This window comes from Pseudomonas kitaguniensis (assembly GCF_009296165.1).
Taxonomy (GTDB): domain Bacteria; phylum Pseudomonadota; class Gammaproteobacteria; order Pseudomonadales; family Pseudomonadaceae; genus Aquipseudomonas; species Aquipseudomonas kitaguniensis.
On the sequence record NZ_VUAZ01000056.1, the window covers coordinates 15,296 to 38,466 of the forward strand.

Consider the following 23,171-nt stretch of genomic DNA (forward strand, 5'->3'; position numbering starts at 1 on the left):
TCAGTGATCCTGGGTAGTGGTTTCGACTGTCTTTAGAAAATCGAGCAAGGTAGCGTTAAAGACTTCGGGTTGATCCAAGGGCGTGGCATGGCGGGATTCTCGATCACCACCAGTCGCGCATCGGGTAGCAGTTTTACATAGATTTGTTTCTTCGCCACGGAGGTGTCGTTGGGGGCGGCGCTGATGACCAGCGTTGGACAGGTAATTTTCGACAGACGTTCCTGCACACCCCAGCCCACAACCTGCATGTTGCAGCGTTCGCGCGGTTTGCCGGAGCGCCCGTGGCCGCGCACATCCACCAGGATCAGCGGGCTGCCGTGGCCATATTCCGCGTAATGCAGGCTGCAGCGTTGATGATCGAACCAGGCCATGCATGAACTCCGTTTCAGGCCTGCCGGGGAGCGGCGAAGGGCGCGTCCAGTGGGGCGGTGTCAAAGGTGCGCAGCAATTCCACGAGAATCTGCGTGGCTGGCCCCAGCGGTTTGTCTTTGTTTGAATACAGATAGAACGTGGGGTGGCGGCTGCCGCCCTGTTCCAAGGGTAGCTGCTTGAGCAGACCTTCGGCGAGTTCGCGCTCGATCATGTGCCTTGGCAGCCAGGCGAAGCCCAGGCCGCTGCCGACAAAGGTGGCGGCGGTGGCCAGGCTGCCAACAGTCCAGCGTTGCTCGGCGCCGAGCCAGCCAACGTCGCGTGGCTGTTGTCGCCCCGAGTCGCGGATCACCACCTGCATCTGGCTTTCCAGGTCCTGAAAGCTCAATTCGCGGTTCATGCGGTGCAACGCGTGGTCGGGATGGGCCACGGCGATGAATTCGACGTCGCTCATTTCCGTGCCCAGGTAACCTGGAATGCTGAACCCACTGATCGCCAAGTCTGCCACGCCTTCGATCAACAGCTCTTCGACGCCCGACAGTACTTCTTCGCGCAACCGTACGCGGCAACCACGGCTCTGCGGCATAAACGCGGTGAGCGCACGCACCAGCCGCGCGTTCGGGTAGGCTGCATCCACTACCAGCCGCACTTCGGCCTCCCAGCCTTGTTCCATATGGTGGGCAAGATCTTCCAACTGGCTGGCGTTTTTGACCAGTTGCCGTGAGCGGCGCAACAGCACTTCACCGGCCTCGGTGAGCACTGCCTTGCGCCCGTCGATGCGCAGCAGCGGCACGCCGAGTTGGTCTTGCATACGCGCCACGGTGTAACTCACTGAGGATTGTGAACGGTGCAGCGCTTCAGCGGCTTGGGCGAAGCCGCCATGGTCGACCACCGCTTGCAGCGTGCGCCATTGATCGAGGGTAACGCGGGGCGCTTTCAAGATGAGCTCCTCTTGTCCTAAGCTGGCGGTCCCTATTGGAGACTGCCGAATGAGAAAATTCTGTTGTGTGTTGCTGGCGCTGCTGCCAATGACGGCGTTTGCGTACCCCATCGACGTGACTAAAAAGATCGACGACGTGCAAGTGGATTACAGCGCCTCCGACGTGGACGGTGACATCAGTTCGATCCGCTTAAACAATTACGGCACCAACGATGCTGTGTGTTCGGTAACCTTCACCAACGGCCCGGAATCGCCACGTACTCGCAAAGTCACGGTTGCGGCGGGTAAAAGCACCAACACCACGGTCAAGTTCACCCGCGCCATTATCAAGATGCGCATCGCCTTGGCGTGCGCTCCGAAATAAGGCGGCCAGCGGCACATGCTCACAGCCATACTGCGCTTATAAACAAATTTATGGATGGGTTGTAGCAGTTTTTTGCGCTTTTTTATCGAATGAGCCCTGGTTAATCTTTTCTCCATCGCCTTACAGCAATTACAGATGGAGCCTACGTAGCCATGTCTAATGTTCTGATCATCGAAAGCAGCGCCCGCCAGCAGGATTCGATCTCCCGCCAACTGACCCAACAGTTCATCAGCCAATGGCAGGTTGCGCACCCGGCGGATCAGATCAGCGTGCGTGACGTGGCGCTTAACCCAGTGCCGCACCTGGACGCCAACTTGCTCGGCGGCTGGATGAAACCTGCCGACCAGCGCAACGAAATCGAACAGGCTTCCCTGGACCGCTCCAACCAATTGACCGACGAATTGCTCGCCGCCGACGTGCTGGTCATGGCCGCCCCGATGTACAACTTCGCCATCCCCAGCACCCTCAAAGCCTGGCTCGACCACGTGTTGCGCGCCGGCGTGACCTTTAAATACACCGCCACTGGCCCTCAGGGTTTGCTCACCGGCAAGCGCGCCATCGTGCTGACCGCGCGCGGCGGCCTCCACATCGGCGCCAGCTCCGATCACCAGGAACCTTACTTGCGTCAGGTGATGGCGTTTATCGGGATTCACGACGTCACCTTCATTCATGCCGAGGGCGTGAACCTGAGCGGCGATTTCCAGGAAAAGGGCATCAACCACGCCAAAGCGCTGCTTGCCCAGCTCGTTGCGTGAGCCGCTTAATCGTTTAATCGTCACATAATCGTGCGGTGTTTATATCGCCCCACGCAAACCCTTCAAGTACGCGTATCGAACCTCCCTTTGCACTTGTTGCTCCTGAGTGCTCTCGCCCGACTGCCGCTATAGCGAGGTCGGGTTTTTTTTGCCTCGAGTTTCGTGACGTGCCGAAAACCTTTAATGTGCCGCCCATTCGAAATGAGGCGCGCATGGGCTATCTACTGGTTGTCACCCTGATTCAGGCATTTTCCTTCAGCTTGATCGGCGAATACCTCGCCGGTCACGTCGACAGCTACTTTGCAGTGCTGGTGCGCGTGGTGCTGGCTGGGCTGGTATTTATCCCGCTGACGCGCTGGCGCTCGGTAGAACCGGCGTTCATGCGCGGCATGCTGCTGATCGGCGCGCTGCAATTCGGCGTGACCTACGTGTGCCTGTACCTGAGCTTTCGTGTACTGACGGTGCCGGAAGTGCTGCTTTTTACGATCCTCACGCCCCTGCACGTGACCCTGATCGAAGACGCTCTCAACCGGCGTTTCAACCCTTGGGCGCTGATCGCCGCGCTGGTGGCAGTAGGCGGCGCGGCGGTGATTCGGTTCGACCAGATCACACCGCACTTTTTGATGGGTTTTTTGCTGCTGCAACTGGCCAACTTCACCTACGCCTGCGGGCAGGTAATGTACAAACATTTGGTGGCACGCTACCCGAGTGACCTGCCGCATTACCGGCGCTTCGGTTACTTTTACGTGGGCGCCCTGATCGTGGTGTTACCGGCATTTTTGATGTTCGGCAAAACCAATTTTCTGCCCGAAGCGCCACTGCAATGGGGCGTGTTGGTGTTTCTTGGGTTGGTCAGCACGGCGCTGGGCATGTACTGGTGGAACAAGGGCGCGTGCCTGGTCAATGGCGGCACCCTCGCGGTGATGAACAACCTGCATGTGCCGGTCGGGCTGTTGCTGAATTTGCTGATCTGGAACCAGCACGAGCCGCTGGGCAGGCTGGCTCTGGGCGGTTTGGTGATTCTGGGGGCGGTGTGGATCAGCCGGTTGGGCCTGCGTAACGCGCCTGCCCACCGCTGAAGCCATCCAAACCCCGTGGGAGCGGGCTTGCTCGCGATTGCTGTGCATCAGACAAGTCTCTTTCAACTGACACACCGTCATCGCGAGCAAGCCCGCTCCCGCAGGGGAGGTGCGCTTTTATGTTGGATGCTGGTCCGGCGCAGGCAAATGACTGGCGCCCAACACCGCCGGCAACATCCCGGCCCGTAAATCATTGCCGCTCGGCTGCTGATACAAACTCAAGCCAAACTCCGGCAGCACCGCCAGCAAATAATCGAAAATATCCCCTTGGATCCGCTCGTAATCGGCCCACGCCGTGGTGCGGGTGAAGCAGTAGATTTCCAGCGGCACGCCTTGGGCGGTGGTTTGCATCTGGCGCACCATGCAGGTCATGTTCGGCTGTATGTCGGGGTGGCTTTTCAGATACGCCAAGGCGTAGGCGCGAAAGGTGCCGAGGTTGGTCATGCGGCGACGGTTGGCCGACAGTTGCGCGCTGTTGCCCTGGGCATCGTTCCAGGCCTTGAGTTCGGCCTGCTTGCGGCTGACGTAATCGGTGAGCAGGTGCACTTGGGTCATGCGCACCTCCTCGTCGTCATGCAGGAAGCGCACGCCGCTGGCGTCTATATACAGTCTGCGCTTGATGCGGCGCCCGCCGGACGCCTGCATGCCGCGCCAGTTTTTGAACGACTCGGACATCAGGCGCCAGGTCGGGATGGAGACGATGGTCTTGTCAAAGTTCTGCACCTTCACCGTGTGCAGGGTGATGTCCACTACATCGCCGTCGGCACCGACCTGCGGCATTTCTATCCAGTCGCCAACCCGCAGCATGTCGTTGCTGGTCAGTTGTACGCTGGCGACGAATGACAACATTGTGTCCTTGTAGACCAACAAGATTACTGCCGACATCGCACCCAGGCCCGATAGCAGCAACAGCGGCGAGCGGTCGATCAGGGTGGCGACGATAATGATCGCGGCAAACACGAACAGCACCATCTTCGCCAGCTGCACGTAGCCCTTGATCGATCGCGTGCGAGCGTGTTCGGTGCGCGCGTAGATGTCCAGCAGGGCGTTGAGCAGGGCGCTCACGGCCAGCGTCATGAACAGGATGGTGAACGCCAGCGCGACATTGCCGATAAACAGCGTGGCGGTCTTGCCCAGGGCGGGCACCAGGTACAGGCCGAACTGAATCACCAGCGACGGCGTCATCTGCGCCAGGCGGTGGAAGACTTTGTTGTGCCGCAGGTCATTCAGCCAGTGCAGCGCCGGTTGGCGACCGAGCAATTTGACGGCATGCAGAATGAGGTAGCGCGCGACCCTTCCAAGCACCAGGGCCACGACCAGTAACACCAGCAAACCCAGGCTGGAATGCAGCAGCGGGTGCTGGTCGAGGGCGCCCCAAAGGTCTTGGACGTTGAGCCAGAGCTGTTTGATATCCATGGATGAAACCGATTCTTCTGTAAGACAACACGGGCCGATTAAAGCATTTAAGTGCGAGGAAGTTGGTTGCGCGGACAAATGTCTTAACAAAAAAGCAGCTGATTAGCGCCGTTCGCGTAAAGAAACTCGGTTTGGACGCCCGAAACCGTTACCCTATGCAGCTGATATTTTGTATTTCTTCGAGGTAGCACCCGTGTTTTCCCAATTCGCCCTGCACGAACGCCTGCTCAAAGCCGTGGCCGAGCTTAAATTTGTCGAGCCTACGCCGGTGCAAGCAGCGGCCATCCCGCTCGCGCTCGAGGGGCGTGACCTGCGGGTGACGGCTCAAACCGGGAGTGGCAAAACCGCCGCTTTCGTTCTGCCGATTCTGAACCGCCTGATCGGCCCGGCCAAAGTTCGGGTCAGCATCAAAACCCTGATCCTGTTGCCAACCCGTGAGCTGGCCCAGCAGACCTTGAAGGAAGTGGAGCGCTTCTCGCAGTTCACCTTCATCAAGTCCGGCCTGATCACTGGCGGCGAAGACTTCAAGGTCCAGGCCGCCATGCTGCGCAAGGTGCCGGATATTCTGATCGGCACGCCAGGCCGCATGATCGAGCAACTCAACGCCGGCAACCTCGACCTCAAGGAAGTCGAAGTGCTGGTGCTCGACGAAGCCGACCGCATGCTCGACATGGGGTTTGCCGACGACGTGCAACGCCTTGTCGCTGAATGTGTGAACCGTCAGCAGACCATGTTGTTCTCCGCCACCACCGGCGGCTCGACCCTGCGTGACATGGTCGCCAAGGTGCTGAATAACCCGGAGCACCTGCAGGTCAACAACGTCAGCGACCTGAATGCGACCACGCGTCAGCAGATCGTGGCCGCCGACCACAATGTACACAAAGAACAAATCCTCAACTGGCTGTTGGCCAACGAGACCTATCAGAAGGCCATCGTGTTCACCAACACCCGCGCTGCGGCTGACCGTATTTATGGTCGCCTGGTGGCACAGGACTACAAAGCGTTCGTGCTGCACGGCGAGAAAGACCAGAAGGACCGCAAGCTGGCGATCGACCGCCTCAAGGCTGGCGGCGTGAAGATTCTGGTTGCCACCGACGTTGCCGCGCGCGGCCTGGACGTGGATGGCCTGGACATGGTCATCAACTTCGACATGCCACGCAGTGGCGACGAATACGTGCACCGCATCGGCCGCACCGGGCGTGCCGGTAACGATGGCTTGGCGATCTCGCTGATCTGCCATGGCGACTGGAACCTGATGTCGAGCATCGAGCGCTACTTGAAGCAGTCGTTCGAGCGCCGCACCATCAAGGAAGTCAAAGGCACCTACACCGGGCCGAAGAAGGTCAAGGCTTCGGGCAAGGCCGTTGGCGTGAAGAAGAAAAAAGTCGACGGCAAAGGCGACAAGAAGAAAGCCGGTGCCAAGTCGCCGACCAAGCGCAAGATCGCCAACCGGCCGAAGACCGACAACCTGTCGCTCGTGAGCAAGGACGGCATGGCGCCGCTCAAGCGTCGCAAGCCAGAAGCGCCGGCTGCCGAGTAACGGTGGTTTGATATGAAAAAACCGGACAATGTCCGGTTTTTTTATGGGCAATATTTGCGCCTTCGTCTGATCGACTGAACGGCGAGAAGTGCAGCCTGTCCACCGCTTGAGGGGCTATTTTTCCATCGGCCCACAGGAGGAATCAGGATGACGACTTACAACTGGGATTTGATCGAACGGTTGCTGCATGAAGTGCAGAACGGCGAGGGCAGCTTTGCCCCGCGCAAATATGCTGAACAGGAAGCCGCGGAGAAAGCCACGGCGGGCGAATCCATCGGTAACCTGGACACACTGAAAAAGACCGCTGCCGATTATGAGTCTCTGCTGCTCAAGCGCGGGTTTATCGAGTCGCGGCCGGAAGAAGAGGGCGGCAACGGTGAAAACTTCATCCTGACCCCGCGCGGTCGCAATTGCTGTCGCTGATTGACAGTTCGATTCCCGGTAACGACCACCCGCGTCAGGTGCTGGATGAGCAGGCCGATGCACTGGAACCGGCGACGTTTGATCAAGTGGCGTCGAAGGCTGCGATTGCCTGATTTTGCCAATCAAAAGCGGGAAAAGCCGACTCAATCTCACCAGCAGAACACAGTCAAAATGTGGGAGCGGGCTTGCTCGCGATTGCGGTGTGTCAGGTAAGTAAATGTCAACTGACCCACTGCACTCGCGAGCAAGCCCGCTCCCACCAATGCGCTCCTAAAAAATCAGCTATTGTTGGCGGCCTTGAGGCATTTCAGGGCCTTGAAGTCGCTGCGCACGCTGTCAATCTTCTGCGTCAGTTTCAAGCGTTGCTGCGCAGTGCTCTCGGCCATCAGGTCGACGATCAGACCGCGTGCCGCCGTTTCCGTTTGGGCGTACGCAGCGCGGTAGTCCGGTGTCCAGAGGCTTTCGCGGTCAACCAGTAATTGCTCGATTTTTTGCGCGAAGTCGGCGCTCTGGCGTTGCTGCACAGCGGCGATAAACTGCGCCTGCCAGTGCGCGCGGTTGCCAATCCACGCGGTGTTCTGGTCACCCAAGGCGATGGACCACGCGGTGACCCGGTTCTGTTGGCTGGCACTCAGCGGGCCTATCCACGCATCCAGGCGCTTGCTCATACGCTCGGCGCGTTCCTTGATCTGTTGGGCGAGGGGCGGCTTGAGGTATTCGTCCTGGCGCTTGCGCAGGTCTTTGGCCAAGGCTTCATTCATTTCTTTAACCTGCTGATCATCCAGGCCTTGCAGCAGTTGAGTAGCCGAGGGCGTAATTTCCCGCGCGACGTCGGCAATCGCCTGTTTGGCTTCGACGGTGCGGGCTTGCAGGGCGGCGTCAGTGACCTGGTTGTTGTCGACCATCTGTTGCAGGCGGTCGAGCCAGTCCAGGTAGCCCGGCAGTTGCGTGGTGCAATGCCAGGCCAGGTGCTCCTTGAGTTTTTCGTTGAACCAGCTCTTCTGTCCGGCATTCATGTCCAGGTAGTCGTTGAGGGTCCAGGGAATAATCACATCCAGATTGCGGTAGGCCAGACCCACGCGATTGCAGCCGGCGAGCACCAGGCTCAAGGTCATGAGTACCAGCAGAAGTTTGAGCCGACGCAGCATGGGCGAGTCCTTGCGCAGAGTGGGTTAATGCATGTGAACCCACGCACGGCGCGACAGTTCAGCCCATCAATAAAACGACCGCACAGCCTTCAAGGTCAACAGGCCATCGCATTGCGAATTGTGTCCGGAGTAGGCTGAGCAATCGCCGCCGCTGAGGCTGGAGCCGCTGTAGATCAGGTCCAGGTCAATGCCCTTCCACGCGCGCGAGAACTGTACCGACCAATCGCTGAAACTGCTGATAGAGCCACCTTCCACGGCGGCCGGGGTGCCCAACTGATGCGTGGTGTATTTCATGCTGACGCCGATACCGAAGGGCTGCGTGCCGCTGAGGTCGGCAAACAATGTGCTGTCCTGACGGTCCGGGTCGTTGCTGAAAGACACGCCAAAACGGTTGCCCAGCAAGTTCAGGCCGCCATAGAACTCCTGGCTGTCGAGCGGGCTGAGCTTGGGATAACTGTAGTGGATCAAGCCCACTTCGTAGCCCAAAGTCTGGTCGAAGGGGCGTTTGAAGCCCATGTAGGAGTCGACTTCAATGTTGTCGGCCGATGAAAGCCCCATGTTCGGTGAGAATTGGCCGATGTACAGGCCGCTGCCGTGGCTAAGGTCCAGGCCGCCGTGGAAGGAGTCGCTGCCGGGGCTGGTCGGTTTAACCAAGCCTTGGGCCATGCTACGGCTTGGCGTGGTGCCCAATTTCAGGTCGAAATCGCCCAATTCACGCTGAAAAACCTGCGCTTCGGCCAGGGGGCTTGCCGCTAGGGCAGTTATCAGAAAAAAGCAGGGCTTAAGCATGCTTCACTCCATGAAAAGCGAGGAGCAGTGACCGGGAAAATCGGGCAATGCCCGTGCTAGACGTGTGCAAGCATACCGGCGAATACCAGGCGGTGAGTCCCGTTCGTCGATTAGCTTTAAACCGGGTAGTGCAGAGGGGGGATTTCAGGCTCTAGTCCTAGCGCCTTGAGTGCAAGACGCTTAGGGACCAGTTGCAGTGCGGGGTGTTACTTTTTACCCAGGCTGATCTGCTTGGACGGGCCGAAAGTCTGGCCGCTCACGCCCTTGGCAATTTGCTGGATTTCGCCGCCGGACTTGAGAAACGCAGCGATCTGGCTGTTGATCGACTCGCTGGTTTCAACGGCGGGAGCTGGCTTTGCTTTGCTGTTGGATGCTTTTACGCGCATGGCGGCCACTAACCTGTAGAAAATTAACTTGGCCAGGCATCGTACAGGAAATACTTGACAATTGCTTGGCAAATATCCTTCAAAAATAATCCGCGCGGGCGTATCAGACGAGCGGAGCACTGCCCGTCAGCCCGCCGCGCAGGCCTAAGATTTTCAGGCGCGCGGGCGTGTCGAGCACAACTCGGGTAGAATGCCGCCCACGCAATGAGGGTATTTGAAATGGCTCTAATCGGGCGCTACAACAGCTTGCAAGTGGTTAAACACACTCACTTTGGTTTGTACCTGGACGGTGCGCAAGACGGTGAAATCCTCTTGCCTAATCGGTATATTCCAAAGGATACCCCCAGTGAAGATGAAGACTGGCTCAACGTTTTCATTTACCTGGACAGCGACGACAAACTGATCGCGACGACTGAAACGCCGAAAGTCCAAGTCGGCGAATTCGCCAGTCTGAAAGTCGTCGAAGTCAACAGCATTGGTGTATTCCTCGACTGGGGTTTGCCCAAGGATCTGTTGCTGCCGTATTCCGAAGAAAAACGTCAGATGACTGCCGGTGAATACTGCGTCGTGCACGTCTACCTCGACAAGCACACCAAACGCATCACCGCCACCGCGCGCCTCGACCGCTACCTGGACAAGACGCCTGCCAATTATCAGGTGGGCCAGGAGGTCGACCTGTTGGTGGCCGAAGCCACCGACATGGGCTTCAAGGCGATCATCAACAACAAGCACTGGGGCTTGATCCACAAGAACGAAGTGTTCAAGTTCCTGCGCCCGGGCAAGGAAGAGAAAGGCTTTATTAAAGAGATCCGCGCCGATGGCAACATCAGCCTGAGCCTGCAACCCGTTGGCCAGGAAGCGGCCTCCAGCCTCAACTCGAAGATCCTCGCCAAGTTGCGCGAAAACAACGGCAGCTTGCCGGTCAGCGATAAAAGCGACCCCGCAGTGATCAGCAACTTGTTCGGCGTCAGCAAGGGCAATTTCAAGAAGGCCATTGGTGCGCTCTACAAACAAGGCCAGATTGTGATTCACGCGGATCGCATTGAACTAAGCTAAGTGCTGTTTGCTCTCTGTTAGAAGCGAGGAGAACGCCCGGTTCTGGCTCGCTTCTACAGAGGTTTGCGTCAATGACCCAAAAAACACTGTTTGCTTACCTCGGCACGTTGCTCGCCTTCCTGGTGCTCGACGGCCTTTGGCTGGGCGTCCTGATGGGCCCGACGTACAAGTCCCTGCTGGGCTCGCTGATGCTTGATCAGCCGCGCCTGTTGCCCGCCGTGCTGTTCTATCTTTTGTATGTGACGGGCTGCGTGGTGTTCGTGGTGTTGCCAAGTGCTAGCTGGCAACGTGCCGCACGCTTGGGCGCTTTGTTGGGCCTGGTGGCCTATGGCACTTACGACTTGAGCAACTGGGCGACGCTGCAAGGCTGGTCCGCAGGCCTTGCGGTCATGGACATGGCCTGGGGCACGTTCCTGACGGCCATGTGCTGCACGGTCGGCTACCTGTGCGCATATCGGGTGCGCAAGTGATTGTGTACAGGTTTGCTGTGCACCGTTGCCGAGCATAACCTCAGCTTTTAAACCTCTTTAGACCCTTATGCAGCCCAGTTGCAAAAGGATTGTGTTCTATTGGCACGCATTCTGCTGACTTTCTCGTATACAACTTGAGCCGCCTCCCGTATGCACACGGTTACGGGAGCGCAGGCCGGTATTTCGAGGAGCCACGCGATGACCGAACACTTGCCCAACGGCTACAGCCCGCGCCTGTACAACAAAGACCTTGGCCCACTGCCGCAAAAGTGGACCTGGTACAACATTTTTGCCTTCTGGATGAGCGACGTGCACAGCGTCGGCGGCTATGTGTTCGCCGCCAGCCTGTTCGCCCTCGGGCTGGCCAGTTGGCAGGTATTGATCGCCTTGCTCGCGGGCATTTGCATTGTGCAGGTGATCGCCAATCTGGTCGCCAAACCCAGCCAGCAGGCTGCCGTGCCCTATCCGGTGATTTGCCGGCTGGCATTCGGTGTGTTCGGGGCGAATATTCCGGCGGTGATCCGTGGCCTGATCGCCGTGGCTTGGTACGGTATTCAGACCTACTTGGCGTCGAGTGCCTTGATCATCGTGGTGCTGCGCTTTTTCCCACAAATGGCGGCGTACGCAGAGCCGCATTTCGCAGGATTATCCTACTTGGGCTGGCTTGGCTTTCTCAGCTTGTGGGCAGTGCAGGCTGCGGTGTTCTGGGCCGGTATGGAGTCCATCCGCCGCTTTATCGACTGGGCGGGCCCGCTGGTCTACGCCGTGATGTTTGCCCTGGCAGGCTGGATTGTGTTCAAGGCTGGCTGGGCGAATATCAGCTTTACCCTGTCGGAAAAATCGCTGTCGGGCTGGCAGGCCTTTGGCCAGGTGATTGTAGCGACGGCGCTGGTGGTGTCTTACTTCTCTGGCCCTACCTTGAATTTCGGTGATTTCAGCCGCTACTGCCGCAGCATGCAAGACGTGCGACGCGGTAACTTCTGGGGGCTGCCGGTGAATTTTCTGGCGTTCTCGCTGGTCACCGTTGTGATCGTTTCGGGCACGTTGCCGGTGTTCGGTGAAATGCTGCATGACCCGATCGCCACGGTGTCGCGCATCGACAACAGCGTGGCCGTATTGCTCGGCGCGTTTGCCTTTGTCACAGCGACCATCGGCATCAATATCGTCGCCAATTTTGTATCGCCGGCGTTCGACTTCGCCAACGTCGCGCCGAGCAAAGTCAGCTGGCGTGCGGGCGGCATGATCGCGGCGGTAGCATCGATTTTTATCACGCCGTGGAACCTGTTTAACAACCCGCTGATGATCCACTACACCCTCGATGTGCTGGCCGCGTTTATCGGGCCGTTGTTCGGCATCCTGCTGGTGGACTTCTACCTGATCAAAAAGCAGCAGATCGATGTGGCTGCGCTGTTCGATGACAGCCCCAACGGCCGCTATTATTTCGACGGCGGGGTCAACTGGACGGCGGTTAAAGCGTTGGTGCCAGCGACGCTGGTGGGCGTGGCCATTACCTTCACGCCGGCGTTGCAGGGCATGGCCAACTTCGCCTGGTTTACCGGGTGCTTCCTCGGTGGGCTATTTTTTCTGTTGCTGGCGCGCGAGAACAGGTTCGCGTAGCCGCGCCGCTGGTGGTCGGCTGACCGCTGCGGCAGGGCGCAATAACACCGCGCCCGCCACCAAAAGGCCTGCGCCAGCAACCAGCAAAGCCGGTTGCAGGCCGCCGCTCAGATGGCTGCTCACCGAGGCGAGCAGCGGGCCGCTCAACTGGCCGATGGCGAAGCTTGCGGTCAACAACCCCGTGCTGCGCTGATAGCCGTGCGGCGCTATATCTCGCAAGCGTTGCATCACCAGCATCATGCACGCCAGAAACGGCGCACCGCACAGCAACACGCCCAACGCCAGGCCCCAGCCATTGCCCAGCAGGCAGGCGAATACGCCGACCGCTTGCAGCCATAACGTTGTCATCAGCCAACGACGGGTGCTCTGCGGATTGCTGCGGCGCAGGCTCACCACCACCACGCCAAGCGCCGCGCCAAGCCAAAGCATGGCCAGAACAGATCCGCCTGCCACGCGCCGTTGAACTGCGCAGCGGCCATCTGTGACAGGAAGGTCGCCGGGATGATGTAGCCCAAGCCGTACAGGAAATAAACCCAGTACAGGTGCGCAATGCTTTGATTGTGGCCGACGCTGGAGGCGGGTGCGCTATTAACGGTCGGCTGCGGCAAGAAAGGCAGGGTCGCCAGCAGCATGACCAGCGCCACCACCCCATACACCAGCCACAACGTTGCAGAGTTTTGCCCCAGCACATTCGAGCCCAGCGCCAGCAACCCCGTTAGCACAATCCCCAACCGGGCCCGGCAAACACCAATGCACCCCAGCGCGGCCGCCCTGCGGCAACCGCCAGCGGCTGGCTTAAACTGGTGATCATCACCAATGCCCACGCACTGGCGACACCGGTACCAAAACGCAGCAACAGATGCGGCCAAAACCCGTCGGCCCAATACGATGCCAGGGTCAGCAGCACGCAGAGCCACAGCCCGCCGTACAGGCGGCCACGCACATGCTGGTGGCTGCGCGCGAAGGTCGAGTCCACGGCACCCACAAAATAGCCCAGGTAATTGGCGGCGGCGATCAGCCGGCGCCGGTCAGGTCGATTTGCCCTTCGCTGAGCAAATGCGGCATTTGCGGGGTGAGCGCGAAGCGGCCAATGCCCATGGCCATCATCAACGCGATAAAACTCGCGAGTAAACGAATAAGCGGTGACATGCTCAGGTTTCCTGTCTGCAAGCGAAGACCTTCAGCCTAAAGCGCTTTGACTTTCTGTAAAAATGAATAATAGTGAGCAACTTGTTCAGTTTTGGAGAAAGGTATGGAGTTCAGTCAATTGCGGATTTTCCACGCCGTGGCGCAAGAGGGCTCCATCACGCGCGCGGCCGAGCGCCTGCATCGCGTGCCGTCGAACCTGTCGACACGCCTCAAGCAGATGGAGGCGCAACTCGGTGTTGAGTTGTTCGTGCGTGAGCGCCAGCGTTTGCAGCTTTCTCCTGCGGGCAAGGTGTTGCTCGACTACAGCGCCCGCTTGCTCGCATTGCATGACGAAGCCTGCGGCGCGGTGCAGGGTGGGCAACCGGCCGGCGACTTTGTGTTGGGTAGCATGTACAGCACCGCCGCGATCCATTTGCCCAAGCTGCTGGCGCGTTATCACAAGGCTTATCCGAAGGTGAACTTGCAGGTGCAAATGGCACCCAGTGGTGAACTGCTGGAAGGTTTAATCACCGGGCGTCTGGATGCGGCGCTGGTGGATGGCCCGCTGACCATCGCCACCTTGGACGGTGTGCCGCTGTGCGAAGAGCGCTTGGTGTTGATTTGCGAGGCGGATCACCCACCCGTGCTTGGGCCTCAGGATGTTGCCGGGCGCTCCGTGTTCACTTTCCGCCGCAGTTGCGCCTATCGCACGCGGCTGGAGACGTGGTTTTCGCACGAGCATGTGGCCATGGGCCGGGCGATTGAGATCGAGTCTTATCAGGGCATGCTCGCCTGTGTGATTGCCGGTTCCGGCGTGGCGTTGATGTCCGAATCCATGCTCGACAGCCTGCCAGGCAAGGACGGCGTGTCCGTTCATCCGCTGACAGGGCCTTTTGCTACTGCGACCACCTGGCTGATGTGGCGAAAGGGTATGCTCGGCGCTAACCTCAATGCATGGATTGACCTGCAGCGTGAAGGCAACGCCGATGTGCTGCAGGACGCGCGCGCGATGGCTTGAACGATCCGTCAGGATTTGAATCAATTCAGTAATAGTTCGTTGTGGTTTCGTTCAAGCATTGCGTAGGACTTAGAGCTACTATCTGTACGAAGCGGCGACATTTCGTAAGGCTGCATAGCTACCGCCGACCCGCACTACCCTCAAAGGGGGCAACCATGAAAGACAAAATTCAAAACTGGCTCCATGATCTCGGCGTTGCACTGGGCTTGATTGAGCCGCCGCTGCAACCCGTGCCGATTCGCACGGATGACGAGCAGCGCAGGCCGCGTCGCAGGTAAGCGCAGGTCGAAGCAGGCGTTGAGTGGGCACTGGCTTGTGTGGGAGCTGGTTTGCCTGCGATAGCATTACCTCGGTCTGCCTGATGCGCCGAGGCGCCTGAATCGCCGGCAAGCACGGCTCCCGCACACACACACACATCCGGCTTCCACATAAGCCTGCTCTCATAGTTGTGTTCCTGAAATTCATGTCCAGACCCCAATGTTCCCGCTGCCTCAGGCCCGTCACCCATTGTTTGTGCCCGCTGATCCCCAACCTCGACAGTCGCACCCGCGTGTTGCTCTTGCAGCACCCGAGCGAGGTTAACCATGCGCTGAATACCGCGCGGCTTGCCGCGCTGGGGTTGAACAATGCGCAGTTGGTGGTGGGTGAGGTGTTCGAAGACCTGCCGACCTTATTGAACCCACCCGGCTATCAGGTACGGCTGTTGTTCCCGTCTGACGATGCGCTGCCGCTGCAAACGTATGCACCCGGCGACGAGCCGCTGTTGCTGGTGGTGCCCGACGGCACGTGGCGCAAGGCGCGCAAACTCTTGCACCTCAACCCATTGTTGGCTGCCTTGCCCTGCGTCACGCTGGCCGAAGGCGCGGCGTCCCGCTACCGGCTGCGCAAGGCGCCGGGGCCAGGGGCGTTGTCGACGGTGGAGGCGATCGTACAAGCGTTGCAGGTGCTGGAGGCGCCGGTGTCTTTCGAACCGTTGCTCGCACCTTTCGATGCCCTGATCGACGGCCAGATCGCAGCCATGGGACCTGCGGTGTTCCAGAAAAACCACGGCTGACAAGGGCTTTCAGCTTGCTTATTCCTTTAAGCCATAAGCACCGCACTTTGCGTGATATGGCCTGCCAGCCTTTCCCGGTATGATGTTCGCCCCCGCAGTCTGGATTGCGAATACGCCATGACCTTGCAGTACCCTACAATCGCCGATTGCGTCGGCAACACGCCCCTGGTCCGCTTGCAACGCATGGCGGGTGAAACCAGCAATACCCTGCTGCTCAAGCTTGAGGGAAACAACCCGGCCGGTTCCGTCAAGGACCGCCCTGCGCTGTCGATGATCACCCGCGCCGAGCTGCGCGGGCAGATCAAACCCGGCGACACCCTGATCGAAGCCACCTCGGGTAACACCGGCATCGCCCTGGCCATGGCCGCGGCGATCAAGGGTTACAAAATGGTGCTGATCATGCCCGACAACGGCAGCGCCGAGCGCAAGGCGGCGATGACCGCCTACGGCGCCGAGTTGGTGCTGGTTACCCAGGAAGAGGGCATGGAAGGCGCCCGCGACCTCGCCGAGCGCATGGCCGCCGAAGGCCGTGGCCAGGTGCTCGACCAGTTCGCCAACGGCGACAACCCCGAGGCGCATTACACCTCCACCGGCCCCGAAATCTGGCGTCAGACCCACGGCAGCATTACTCATTTCGTCAGCTCCATGGGCACCACCGGCACCATCATGGGCAATTCTCGCTACCTCAAGGAGCAGAACCCGGCGATCCAGATTGTCGGCCTGCAACCGATGGAAGGCGCGTCCATCCCCGGCATTCGCCGTTGGCCGCAAGAGTACCTGCCGAAGATCTACGAGGCCGTGCGCGTGGACCGCATCATCGACATGGCCCAGCGTGAAGCCGAAGACACCACCCGCCGATTGGCGCGTGAAGAAGGCATCTTCTGCGGCGTGTCTGCCGGTGGTGCCGTGGCCGGCATGTTGCGTTTGTCTAAAGAACTGGAAAACGCGGTGATCGTCGGGATCATCTGTGACCGTGGCGACCGTTACCTGTCGACCGGCATTTTCGACGAACCCAACTGATGGCCAAGCACGAGAGAGGCCTGCGTTTCCAGCCGACCGGCGGCAGCCGGGCGCCACAGATTCCGGTGGGCAAAAAACAACGCCTGAGCATCGAACGTTTGGCCAACGATGGGCGCGGCATTGTTTTTTTTGAAGGCCGCACCTGGTTTGTGAACGGCGCGCTGGCCGGCGAAGACGTCGAAGCGCGGGTATTGGGCGCCCACGGCAAAGTGGTCGAAGCGCGCACCGAGCGTGTGTTCAAGGCCAGTGAGTTACGCCGCCCGGCGCCGTGCGCGCACTTTGGCCGCTGCGGCGGTTGCAGCGTGCAGCACCTGCCCCAAGACGAACAACTCGCCCTGAAACAGCGCATGCTCGCCGAGCAACTGTCCCGCGTGGCCGGTGTCGAACCGCAAGAGTGGGCCGCACCTTTAAGCGGGCCGGAATTTGCCTACCGTCGCCGTGCCCGCGTGGCCGTGCGTTGGGACGCGAAGGCCAAGCAACTGGAAGTGGGTTTTCGCGCGGTGGCCAGCCAGGACATCGTCGCCATCGATGATTGCCCGGTGCTGGTACAGGCCTTGCAACCGATCATGCAGCGTTTGCCGAACATGCTGCGCCGCTTGAGCAAACCTCAGGCGCTGGGGCATGTGGAGTTGTTCAGCGGTTCGTCGATTGCGGTGTTGTTGCGGCATATGTCGCCATTGTCGGACGCCGACCTGCTGATACTCAAAGAATTCTGCGCCTTCCATGAAGCCCAATTGTGGCTGCATGGCGAAGGCCAGCCGGAACCGGTCGAGGCGCATACCGCGTTGGGTTATCGGTTGGAACAGTGGGGCCTGGAACTGGCCTATCGGCCGGGCGATTTTGTACAAGTGAATGCCGCCGTTAACGCGGCAATGATCACCCAGGCCCTGGAATGGCTTGCGCCGCAGCCTGATGAGCGGGTGCTGGACTTGTTCTGCGGGCTGGGCAATTTTGCCCTGCCGTTGGCCAAACAGGCGCGTGAAGTGGTGGCGGTGGAAGGTGTGCAAACCATGGTGGATCGGGCCGCACTCAACGCCATCAGCAATAATTTGCATCACAATGTAGAGTTTTTTCAGGCCGATTTGTCTCAGCCTTTGAGTGACGCGCAGTGGGCCAAACAGGGCTTTTCTGCGGTACTCTTGGACCCACCGCGTGATGGTGCGCTGGAGGTTGTGCGTAAGCTTGCGACCCTTGGGGCCAAGCGCGTGGTGTATGTGTCCTGCAACCCGGCCACGCTGGCGCGGGACACGGTTGAGTTGGTCAAGCAAGGCTACCGGCTAAAACGTGCAGGGATCCTCGACATGTTTCCGCAAACGGCACACGTCGAGGCCATGGCATTATTTGAAGCGGGCTAGGATGCCCGTTTAATCCGACTGGCCTGTAGTCTCCTGGGCTGTGACCTGTCAGGGAACGTGCGTAGCCTAAGGTTGCAAAGCAGGTCAGCGATGTTTTTTGGCGCATTCAAGGTGCGTCGTAGGGAAGGTAAGCAAGATGGTACAGGTGAGAGCACACCAGCCGATCAACACCGACGGCAGTATCAATCTCGAGGCATGGCTGGATCATGCCGTCAGTGTCGACCCGGCACTGGACCGTGAAGCCTTGAAGGCCGCTTGCGAGTTCGCTCGTGAGTCCGAGCAGCAAAATAATGCGGCCAAGAATCTCTGGGCCGAAGGCACGTCAAGTTTTCGCACCGGGTTGGAAATCGCCGAAATCCTCGCCGATCTCAAGCTCGACCAGGATTCGCTGATCGCCGCCGTGCTCTATCGCGGCGTGCGCGAAGGGCATATCGCGTTGCCACTGGTCAGCCAGCGTTTCGGCACCGTAGTGGCCAAGCTGATCGACGGCGTGCTGCGCATGGCCGCCATCAGTGCCAGCCTGAGCCCGCGCCAATCGATGGTGCTGGGCACGCAGGGCCAAGTCGAAAACCTGCGCAAAATGCTCGTGGCGATGGTCGACGACGTGCGTGTCGCGCTGATCAAACTGGCTGAGCGTACCTGCGCGATCCGCGCGGTGAAGACCGCCGACGACGAAAAGCGCAACCGCGTGGCCCGCGAGGTTTTCGATATTTACGCGCCGCTGGCACACCGCCTGGGCATTGGCCATATCAAGTGGGAGCTGGAGGACTTGTCCTTCCGCTATCTCGAACCCGATCAATACAAACAGATTGCCACGCTGCTGCACGAGCGGCGGCTCGACCGCGAGCGCTTTATCAGTGACGTGATGGGCCAGTTGCGTTCCGAGTTGCAGGCCACCGGCGTCGAAGCCGACATCAGCGGCCGCGCCAAGCACATCTATTCCATCTGGCGCAAAATGCAGCGCAAGGGCTTGGCCTTCAGCCAGATCTACGACGTGCGTGCCGTGCGCGTGCTGGTGCCGGAAATGCGCGATTGCTACACCGCGTTGGGCATCGTCCACACCTTGTGGCGGCACATTCCCAAGGAATTTGACGACTACATCGCCAACCCCAAGGAAAACGGCTATCGCTCATTGCACACCGCGGTCATCGGCCCCGAGGGCAAGGTGCTCGAAGTGCAGATCCGCACCCACGCCATGCACGAAGAGGCAGAGCTGGGCGTTTGTGCGCACTGGCGCTACAAGGGCACCGACGTCAAGGCCGGCTCCAACCAGTACGAAGAGAAAATTTCCTGGCTGCGCCAAGTGCTCGAATGGCACGAAGAACTCGGCGACATCGGCGGCCTGGCCGAGCAACTGCGTGTGGACATCGAGCCCGACCGGGTTTACATCTTCACCCCCGACGGCCACGCCATCGACTTGCCCAAAGGCTCTACGCCGCTGGATTTTGCCTACCGCGTGCACACCGAAATCGGTCACAACTGCCGGGGCGCCAAGATCAACGGGCGCATCGTGCCGCTCAACTACAGCCTGCAGACCGGCGAGCAGGTCGAGATCATCACCAGCAAGCACGGCACGCCGAGCCGCGACTGGCTGAACCCGAACCTGGGCTACATCACCACGTCGCGGGCACGTGCGAAGATCGTGCATTGGTTCAAATTGCAGGCGCGCGACCAGAACGTCGCCGCCGGTAAAACCTTGCTTGAGCGCGAACTGGGCCGTTTGGGCCTGCCGCAAGTGGACTTCGACAAGCTGGCCGAAAAAGCCAACATGAAGATCGCCGAGGACATGTTCGCAGCCTTGGGCGCCGGCGACCTGCGCTTGGCGCAACTGGTCAACCTGGCGCAACAGCTGGTCGAGCCGGAGCGCGGCAGCGAACAGCTGGAGCTGATCCCGCGCAAAGCCACCGGCTACAAACCGGGCAAGCGCGGCGACATTCAGATCCAGGGCGTGGGCAACTTGATGACGCAAATGGCCGGCTGCTGCCAGCCATTGCCGGGTGACGCCATTGTCGGTTACATCACCCAGGGCCGTGGCGTGAGTATTCACCGCCAGGACTGCGCCTCGGTGCTGCAACTCGGCGGGCGCGAGCCCGAGCGCATCATCCAGGTCAGTTGGGGCCCGGTGCCGGTGCTCACCTACCCGGTGGACATCGTGATTCGTGCCTACGACCGTTCCGGTTTGCTGCGTGACGTGTCGCAAGTGCTGCTCAATGAGCGCATCAACGTGCTGGCGGTGAACACCCGCTCGAACAAAGAGGACAACACTGCATCGATGTCCTTGACCATCGAGATTCCGGGGCTGGACGCGTTGGGGCGCCTGCTGGGGCGGCTTTCGCAGTTGCCGAACATCATCGAGACGCGGCGCAACCGTACGCCATGAAGTCCGACTGAAAGTGTGGGAACTCCCACACTTGAACAGTGGTGCTGCCAAACATTGAGCAGAGATTGATTGATGTATTCACTTGAAGACCTGCTGCACCTGATGAGCCGCCTGCGCGACCCGCAATACGGTTGCCCGTGGGACATCAAGCAAACTTACGCGAGCATCGTGCCGCACACCCTGGAAGAAGCCTACGAAGTAGCCGATGCCATCGAGCGCGGCGACTTTGATCACCTGCAGGGTGAGCTGGGCGATTTGTTGTTTCAGGTGGTGTATTACAGCCAGTTGGCGCGCGAAGAAGGGCGTTTCGAATTTGCCGGGGTGATCGACAGCATCACGCGCAAACTGATTCGCCGGCATCCGCACGTGTTCCCGACGGGCGATTTGTACGCGCCGCTGGATATTCCACAACTCAGTGAAGAACAGGTCAAGCAGCGCTGGGAGCAAATCAAGGCCGAAGAGCGCGCCGAAAAATCCGCCGCACCGCAGCAACTTTCCCTGCTCGACGACGTGCCCATGGCCTTGCCATCGCTGTCGCGTGCCGCCAAATTGCAAAAGCGCGCCAGCCAGGTCGGTTTCGATTGGCCAGCGGCGTTGCCGGTGGTGGATAACGTGCGCGAAGAGCTCGATGAAGTGCTTGAAGCCATGGCCGATAACGACGCGGTGGCCATTGCCGATGAAGTCGGTGACCTGCTGTTTGCAGCGGTCAACCTGGCCCGCCACCTCAAGGTAGACCCGGAAGCTGCGCTGCGTGACGCCAACGCCAAATTCGAACGACGTTTCCGATTTATCGAACAGGCATTGCGCGACACGCATCAACCCATAGAAGATTGCACCCTCGAAACGTTGGACGCCCTGTGGGGCGAAGCCAAACGCCAGGAACTAAGTGAGTAAGCACCATGAGCATTTCCCTTCGCGACCAGTTGCTCAAAGCAGGCCTGGTCAACCAAAAGCAGGCCAAGCAGGTCGGCAAAGAGAAGCAGAAACAGCAGCGCCTGGTCCACAAGGGCCAGGTCGAGGCCGATGACACCCAGGCGCGTCAGGCCCAGCAAGCGCAGGCCGAGAAGGTCAAGCGTGACCAGGAACTGAACCGCCAGCAGCAGGAAAAAGCCGAGGCCAAGGCGCGCACGGCTCAGGTCAAGCAACTGATCGAGACCTCGCGGCTGCCCAAGCTGACCACCGAGGATTACTACAACTTCGTTGACGACAAGAAGGTCAAGCGCCTGTCGGTCAACACGCTGATGCGCAACAAGCTGAGCAACGGCTCGCTGGCGATTGTGCACCACGGCGGCAGTTACGAGGTGATCCCGCGTGAAGCGGCGCTGAAGATCCAGGAACGTGCGCCGGAGCGTATCGTCCAGCTGAATATCCTCACCGAAACCCAGGTGCCGGACGCGGATGATCCGTACGCCGCTTACCAGATCCCGGATGACCTGATGTGGTAAAGCGTTAAAAACAACAAACCCCGCTCAACAGGCGGGGTTTTTGTTTGCAGGCGACCCTGGTTGGGCGCTTGTCGAACCTCAGCGGTACGACAAGCTCGCCACAACCGGGCGGCTGCGGGATTTCAGGTTTCAGGCGTTTTGTTCCTGGCGTTTCATTTCGAGGGTTTCCAGCTCGTTTTTATAATTATGAGCGTCGCTCTCGTTGTGAAACATGCCGACCAGCAGGTCTTGTTGATGTACATCCCAGATGTGAATCCCATGGCCCAAGGCTTCGTGGGACATATGTGCATCGTCGCGTTCAGTTACTTTTACAGTCATCTGCTTGCTCCAATCTCTGGTTGATCTGCGGCAAGTCGTCGCAGGCCTTTGTTATATGTTTTGTTAGCTTGCTAAGTAAACTGGTTTTACGCGCAACTATTCATTGCAAAAAACGCAACAATCCTACAGGCCGCATAAATCGCGACATTGCGTCGCAGGTGCTTGGCTTATATGACAAAAGTTTCATGTTGAAGGCGCTCAAGTGTGGGAGCGGGCTTGCTCGCGATGGCATCAATCCGGTGACTCTGATGCTTCGAGGTGCCTGCATCGCGAGCAAGCCCGCTCCCACAAAAAAGCGTTTTGCTCCAGCCACTCAGGTCGCACTTTAGTGCAGGCGAAAAAAAGCCCCGCATTCAGCGAGGCCCTTTCACGCATCAGTGCATCAGTTACCTTTGACAGCCTTGCCGTCAACGGTGCCGTCCAGCAGCATGATGTTGTATTCCTTACCGTCTGTTTCCACCTGGCGCAGGGCAACCAGAATGCCGCCCCAATCCTTGGCAAACCACATCTGGGTGATGCGCTTGCTTTGAGTCGGGTCACGCACACGCTCAACCTTGATAGCGTCGATGGTGCCGGCTTTGGTTTGGACCTTTTCGGGGCCGATTACACGGAAGTCGTAAGTGTCTACGTCTGTCCCTACAACCACGTTGTAGCTCATGCTCTTCTTGCCCGCAGCCACGTCACGCTGCAGCGCCAACTGGTAGGTCGACTTGTCGAGCATGCCGCTTTGCAGGGCGACGTTGACCGGGTCTTTGTTTTCAAAGCCGGTGACTTTATTGGCCGCCGGGTCGAAGTCCAGGTTGATCTTCTTCGACTTGCCCAGGCCACCGCGTTCGAAGCTATAGCTCACCGGCTGCAAGGTATCTTTGTCGAAACGGATGACGCTGGTTTCGGTGAGGCTGGCGATCATCATGGAAGCCTTGAAATTCAAGGTCCAGGAGCCGTTGTCATTCTTGGTCAGGCTGCGTTCGGCCGAACCACTCATGGGCAACTGCTTCCAGTCGGCCGTGTAGCTGGCGGAGAAAGGGTGAAGGTCTGCTGCTTGCACGGCAGGCAAGGCGAACAGCGCAAAAGCGAAGAGCAAGGCGCGACGCATAAAAT

21 protein-coding genes and 4 pseudogenes are annotated in these 23,171 nt (G+C 59.3%); 16 read left to right on the forward strand and 9 right to left on the reverse strand.

Translation table 11 applies throughout. The annotated features are described in order from the left end of the window. Window positions 1–371 (reverse strand): annotated as a pseudogene (locus tag F0169_RS10910) (alpha/beta fold hydrolase). Window positions 372–385: 14 nt separating this feature from the next. After that, complete coding sequence (locus tag F0169_RS10915) at window positions 386–1,309, reverse strand: PA3225 family LysR-type transcriptional regulator (protein ID WP_058412206.1); 924 nt, start codon at window positions 1,307–1,309, stop codon at window positions 386–388. A 49-nt stretch (window positions 1,310–1,358) separates the two neighbouring features. On the opposite strand from F0169_RS10915, the gene F0169_RS10920 reads away from it, so the two are divergent. The 3 genes from F0169_RS10920 to F0169_RS10930 all read left to right on the forward strand — a co-directional run bounded on the left by F0169_RS10920 (window position 1,359) and on the right by F0169_RS10930 (window position 3,507). Beyond that, window positions 1,359–1,673 carry a 3-phosphoglycerate kinase gene (locus F0169_RS10920; protein WP_152746527.1) on the forward strand — a complete coding sequence of 105 codons (315 nt, stop codon included), beginning with the start codon at window positions 1,359–1,361 and terminating at the stop codon, window positions 1,671–1,673. 152 nt (window positions 1,674–1,825) lie between these two features. Further along, window positions 1,826–2,428: an FMN-dependent NADH-azoreductase gene (locus F0169_RS10925; RefSeq protein ID WP_152746528.1), complete on the forward strand. Its 603-nt coding sequence runs from the start codon at window positions 1,826–1,828 to the stop codon at window positions 2,426–2,428. A gap of 212 nt (window positions 2,429–2,640) precedes the next feature. After that, window positions 2,641–3,507 (forward strand): carboxylate/amino acid/amine transporter, encoded by an 867-nt coding sequence (locus F0169_RS10930; protein WP_099240539.1) that lies wholly within the window; start codon window positions 2,641–2,643, stop codon window positions 3,505–3,507. A 117-nt stretch (window positions 3,508–3,624) separates the two neighbouring features. On the opposite strand, the gene F0169_RS10935 is transcribed toward F0169_RS10930, so the two are convergent. Continuing rightward, window positions 3,625–4,923: a mechanosensitive ion channel family protein gene (locus F0169_RS10935; RefSeq protein ID WP_152746529.1), complete on the reverse strand. Its 1,299-nt coding sequence runs from the start codon at window positions 4,921–4,923 to the stop codon at window positions 3,625–3,627. 193 nt (window positions 4,924–5,116) lie between these two features. Between F0169_RS10935 and F0169_RS10940 the strand changes: the two genes are divergently transcribed. Next, window positions 5,117–6,463 (forward strand): DEAD/DEAH box helicase, encoded by a 1,347-nt coding sequence (locus F0169_RS10940; RefSeq protein ID WP_058412184.1) that lies wholly within the window; start codon window positions 5,117–5,119, stop codon window positions 6,461–6,463. A 147-nt stretch (window positions 6,464–6,610) separates the two neighbouring features. Next, a pseudogene (locus F0169_RS10945) lies at window positions 6,611–6,999 on the forward strand (transcriptional regulator). A 165-nt stretch (window positions 7,000–7,164) separates the two neighbouring features. Here the strand turns inward: F0169_RS10945 and F0169_RS10950 are convergent. From F0169_RS10950 to F0169_RS10960, 3 genes are all read right to left on the reverse strand, one after another. Continuing rightward, entirely contained in the window at window positions 7,165–8,034 is an 870-nt protein-coding gene (locus F0169_RS10950) for a DUF6279 family lipoprotein (protein ID WP_058412182.1), read from the reverse strand. A 66-nt stretch (window positions 8,035–8,100) separates the two neighbouring features. Beyond that, window positions 8,101–8,823, reverse strand: coding sequence for a TorF family putative porin (locus tag F0169_RS10955; RefSeq protein WP_058412181.1), 723 nt, complete (start codon window positions 8,821–8,823; stop codon window positions 8,101–8,103). Between the two features lie 206 nt (window positions 8,824–9,029). Beyond that, window positions 9,030–9,209, reverse strand: a complete 180-nt coding sequence (locus F0169_RS10960; RefSeq protein ID WP_003193095.1) for a hypothetical protein — start codon at window positions 9,207–9,209, stop codon at window positions 9,030–9,032. Window positions 9,210–9,428: 219 nt separating this feature from the next. Here F0169_RS10960 and F0169_RS10965 point away from each other — a divergent pair, with 219 nt between their 5' ends. The 3 genes and pseudogenes from F0169_RS10965 (at window position 9,429) to F0169_RS10975 (ending at window position 12,375) form a co-directional block, all read left to right on the forward strand. Further along, window positions 9,429–10,265 (forward strand): CvfB family protein, encoded by an 837-nt coding sequence (locus tag F0169_RS10965; protein ID WP_122249764.1) that lies wholly within the window; start codon window positions 9,429–9,431, stop codon window positions 10,263–10,265. Window positions 10,266–10,336: 71 nt separating this feature from the next. Next, window positions 10,337–10,735, forward strand: coding sequence for a DUF2177 family protein (locus tag F0169_RS10970; RefSeq protein ID WP_152746531.1), 399 nt, complete (start codon window positions 10,337–10,339; stop codon window positions 10,733–10,735). A gap of 198 nt (window positions 10,736–10,933) precedes the next feature. Then, a pseudogene (locus tag F0169_RS10975) lies at window positions 10,934–12,375 on the forward strand (NCS1 family nucleobase:cation symporter-1). A 10-nt stretch (window positions 12,376–12,385) separates the two neighbouring features. On the opposite strand, the pseudogene F0169_RS10980 reads toward F0169_RS10975, so the two are convergent. After that, window positions 12,386–13,501: pseudogene (locus F0169_RS10980) on the reverse strand (MFS transporter); the annotation flags it as partial. 103 nt (window positions 13,502–13,604) lie between these two features. Between F0169_RS10980 and ptrR the strand changes: the two are divergent. From ptrR to F0169_RS11015, 8 genes are all read left to right on the forward strand, one after another. Beyond that, a complete protein-coding gene (gene ptrR, locus F0169_RS10985) occupies window positions 13,605–14,498 on the forward strand; it encodes a putrescine utilization regulator PtrR (protein WP_152746533.1) in 894 nt (297 codons plus the stop codon). Between the two features lie 155 nt (window positions 14,499–14,653). Further along, a complete protein-coding gene (locus tag F0169_RS28050; protein WP_256586059.1) occupies window positions 14,654–14,776 on the forward strand; it encodes a PA1414 family protein in 123 nt (40 codons plus the stop codon). 185 nt (window positions 14,777–14,961) lie between these two features. After that, window positions 14,962–15,552 (forward strand): tRNA-uridine aminocarboxypropyltransferase, encoded by a 591-nt coding sequence (locus F0169_RS10990; RefSeq protein ID WP_152746534.1) that lies wholly within the window; start codon window positions 14,962–14,964, stop codon window positions 15,550–15,552. Between the two features lie 117 nt (window positions 15,553–15,669). After that, window positions 15,670–16,572, forward strand: a complete 903-nt coding sequence (gene cysM, locus F0169_RS10995; RefSeq protein ID WP_058412174.1) for a cysteine synthase CysM — start codon at window positions 15,670–15,672, stop codon at window positions 16,570–16,572. Further along, complete coding sequence (gene rlmD / locus F0169_RS11000) at window positions 16,572–17,927, forward strand: 23S rRNA (uracil(1939)-C(5))-methyltransferase RlmD (protein ID WP_152746535.1); 1,356 nt, start codon at window positions 16,572–16,574, stop codon at window positions 17,925–17,927. The genes cysM and rlmD overlap by 1 nt, the downstream gene beginning before the upstream one ends. 136 nt (window positions 17,928–18,063) lie before the next feature. After that, the gene (gene relA, locus F0169_RS11005) at window positions 18,064–20,307 is read left to right on the forward strand and encodes a GTP diphosphokinase (RefSeq protein ID WP_058412172.1); all 2,244 of its coding nucleotides are present in this window, start codon (window positions 18,064–18,066) and stop codon (window positions 20,305–20,307) included. 72 nt (window positions 20,308–20,379) lie between these two features. After that, window positions 20,380–21,201: a nucleoside triphosphate pyrophosphohydrolase gene (gene mazG / locus F0169_RS11010; RefSeq protein WP_152746536.1), complete on the forward strand. Its 822-nt coding sequence runs from the start codon at window positions 20,380–20,382 to the stop codon at window positions 21,199–21,201. Window positions 21,202–21,206: 5 nt separating this feature from the next. After that, entirely contained in the window at window positions 21,207–21,752 is a 546-nt protein-coding gene (locus F0169_RS11015) for a DUF2058 domain-containing protein (RefSeq protein ID WP_058412170.1), read from the forward strand. Window positions 21,753–21,881: 129 nt separating this feature from the next. Here the strand turns inward: F0169_RS11015 and F0169_RS11020 are convergent, their stop codons facing one another. Beyond that, entirely contained in the window at window positions 21,882–22,070 is a 189-nt protein-coding gene (locus F0169_RS11020; RefSeq protein ID WP_152746537.1) for a hypothetical protein, read from the reverse strand. A 382-nt stretch (window positions 22,071–22,452) separates the two neighbouring features. Then, window positions 22,453–23,166, reverse strand: a complete 714-nt coding sequence (locus F0169_RS11030) for a DUF3108 domain-containing protein (RefSeq protein ID WP_152746539.1) — start codon at window positions 23,164–23,166, stop codon at window positions 22,453–22,455. Window positions 23,167–23,171: the final 5 nt, after the last annotated feature.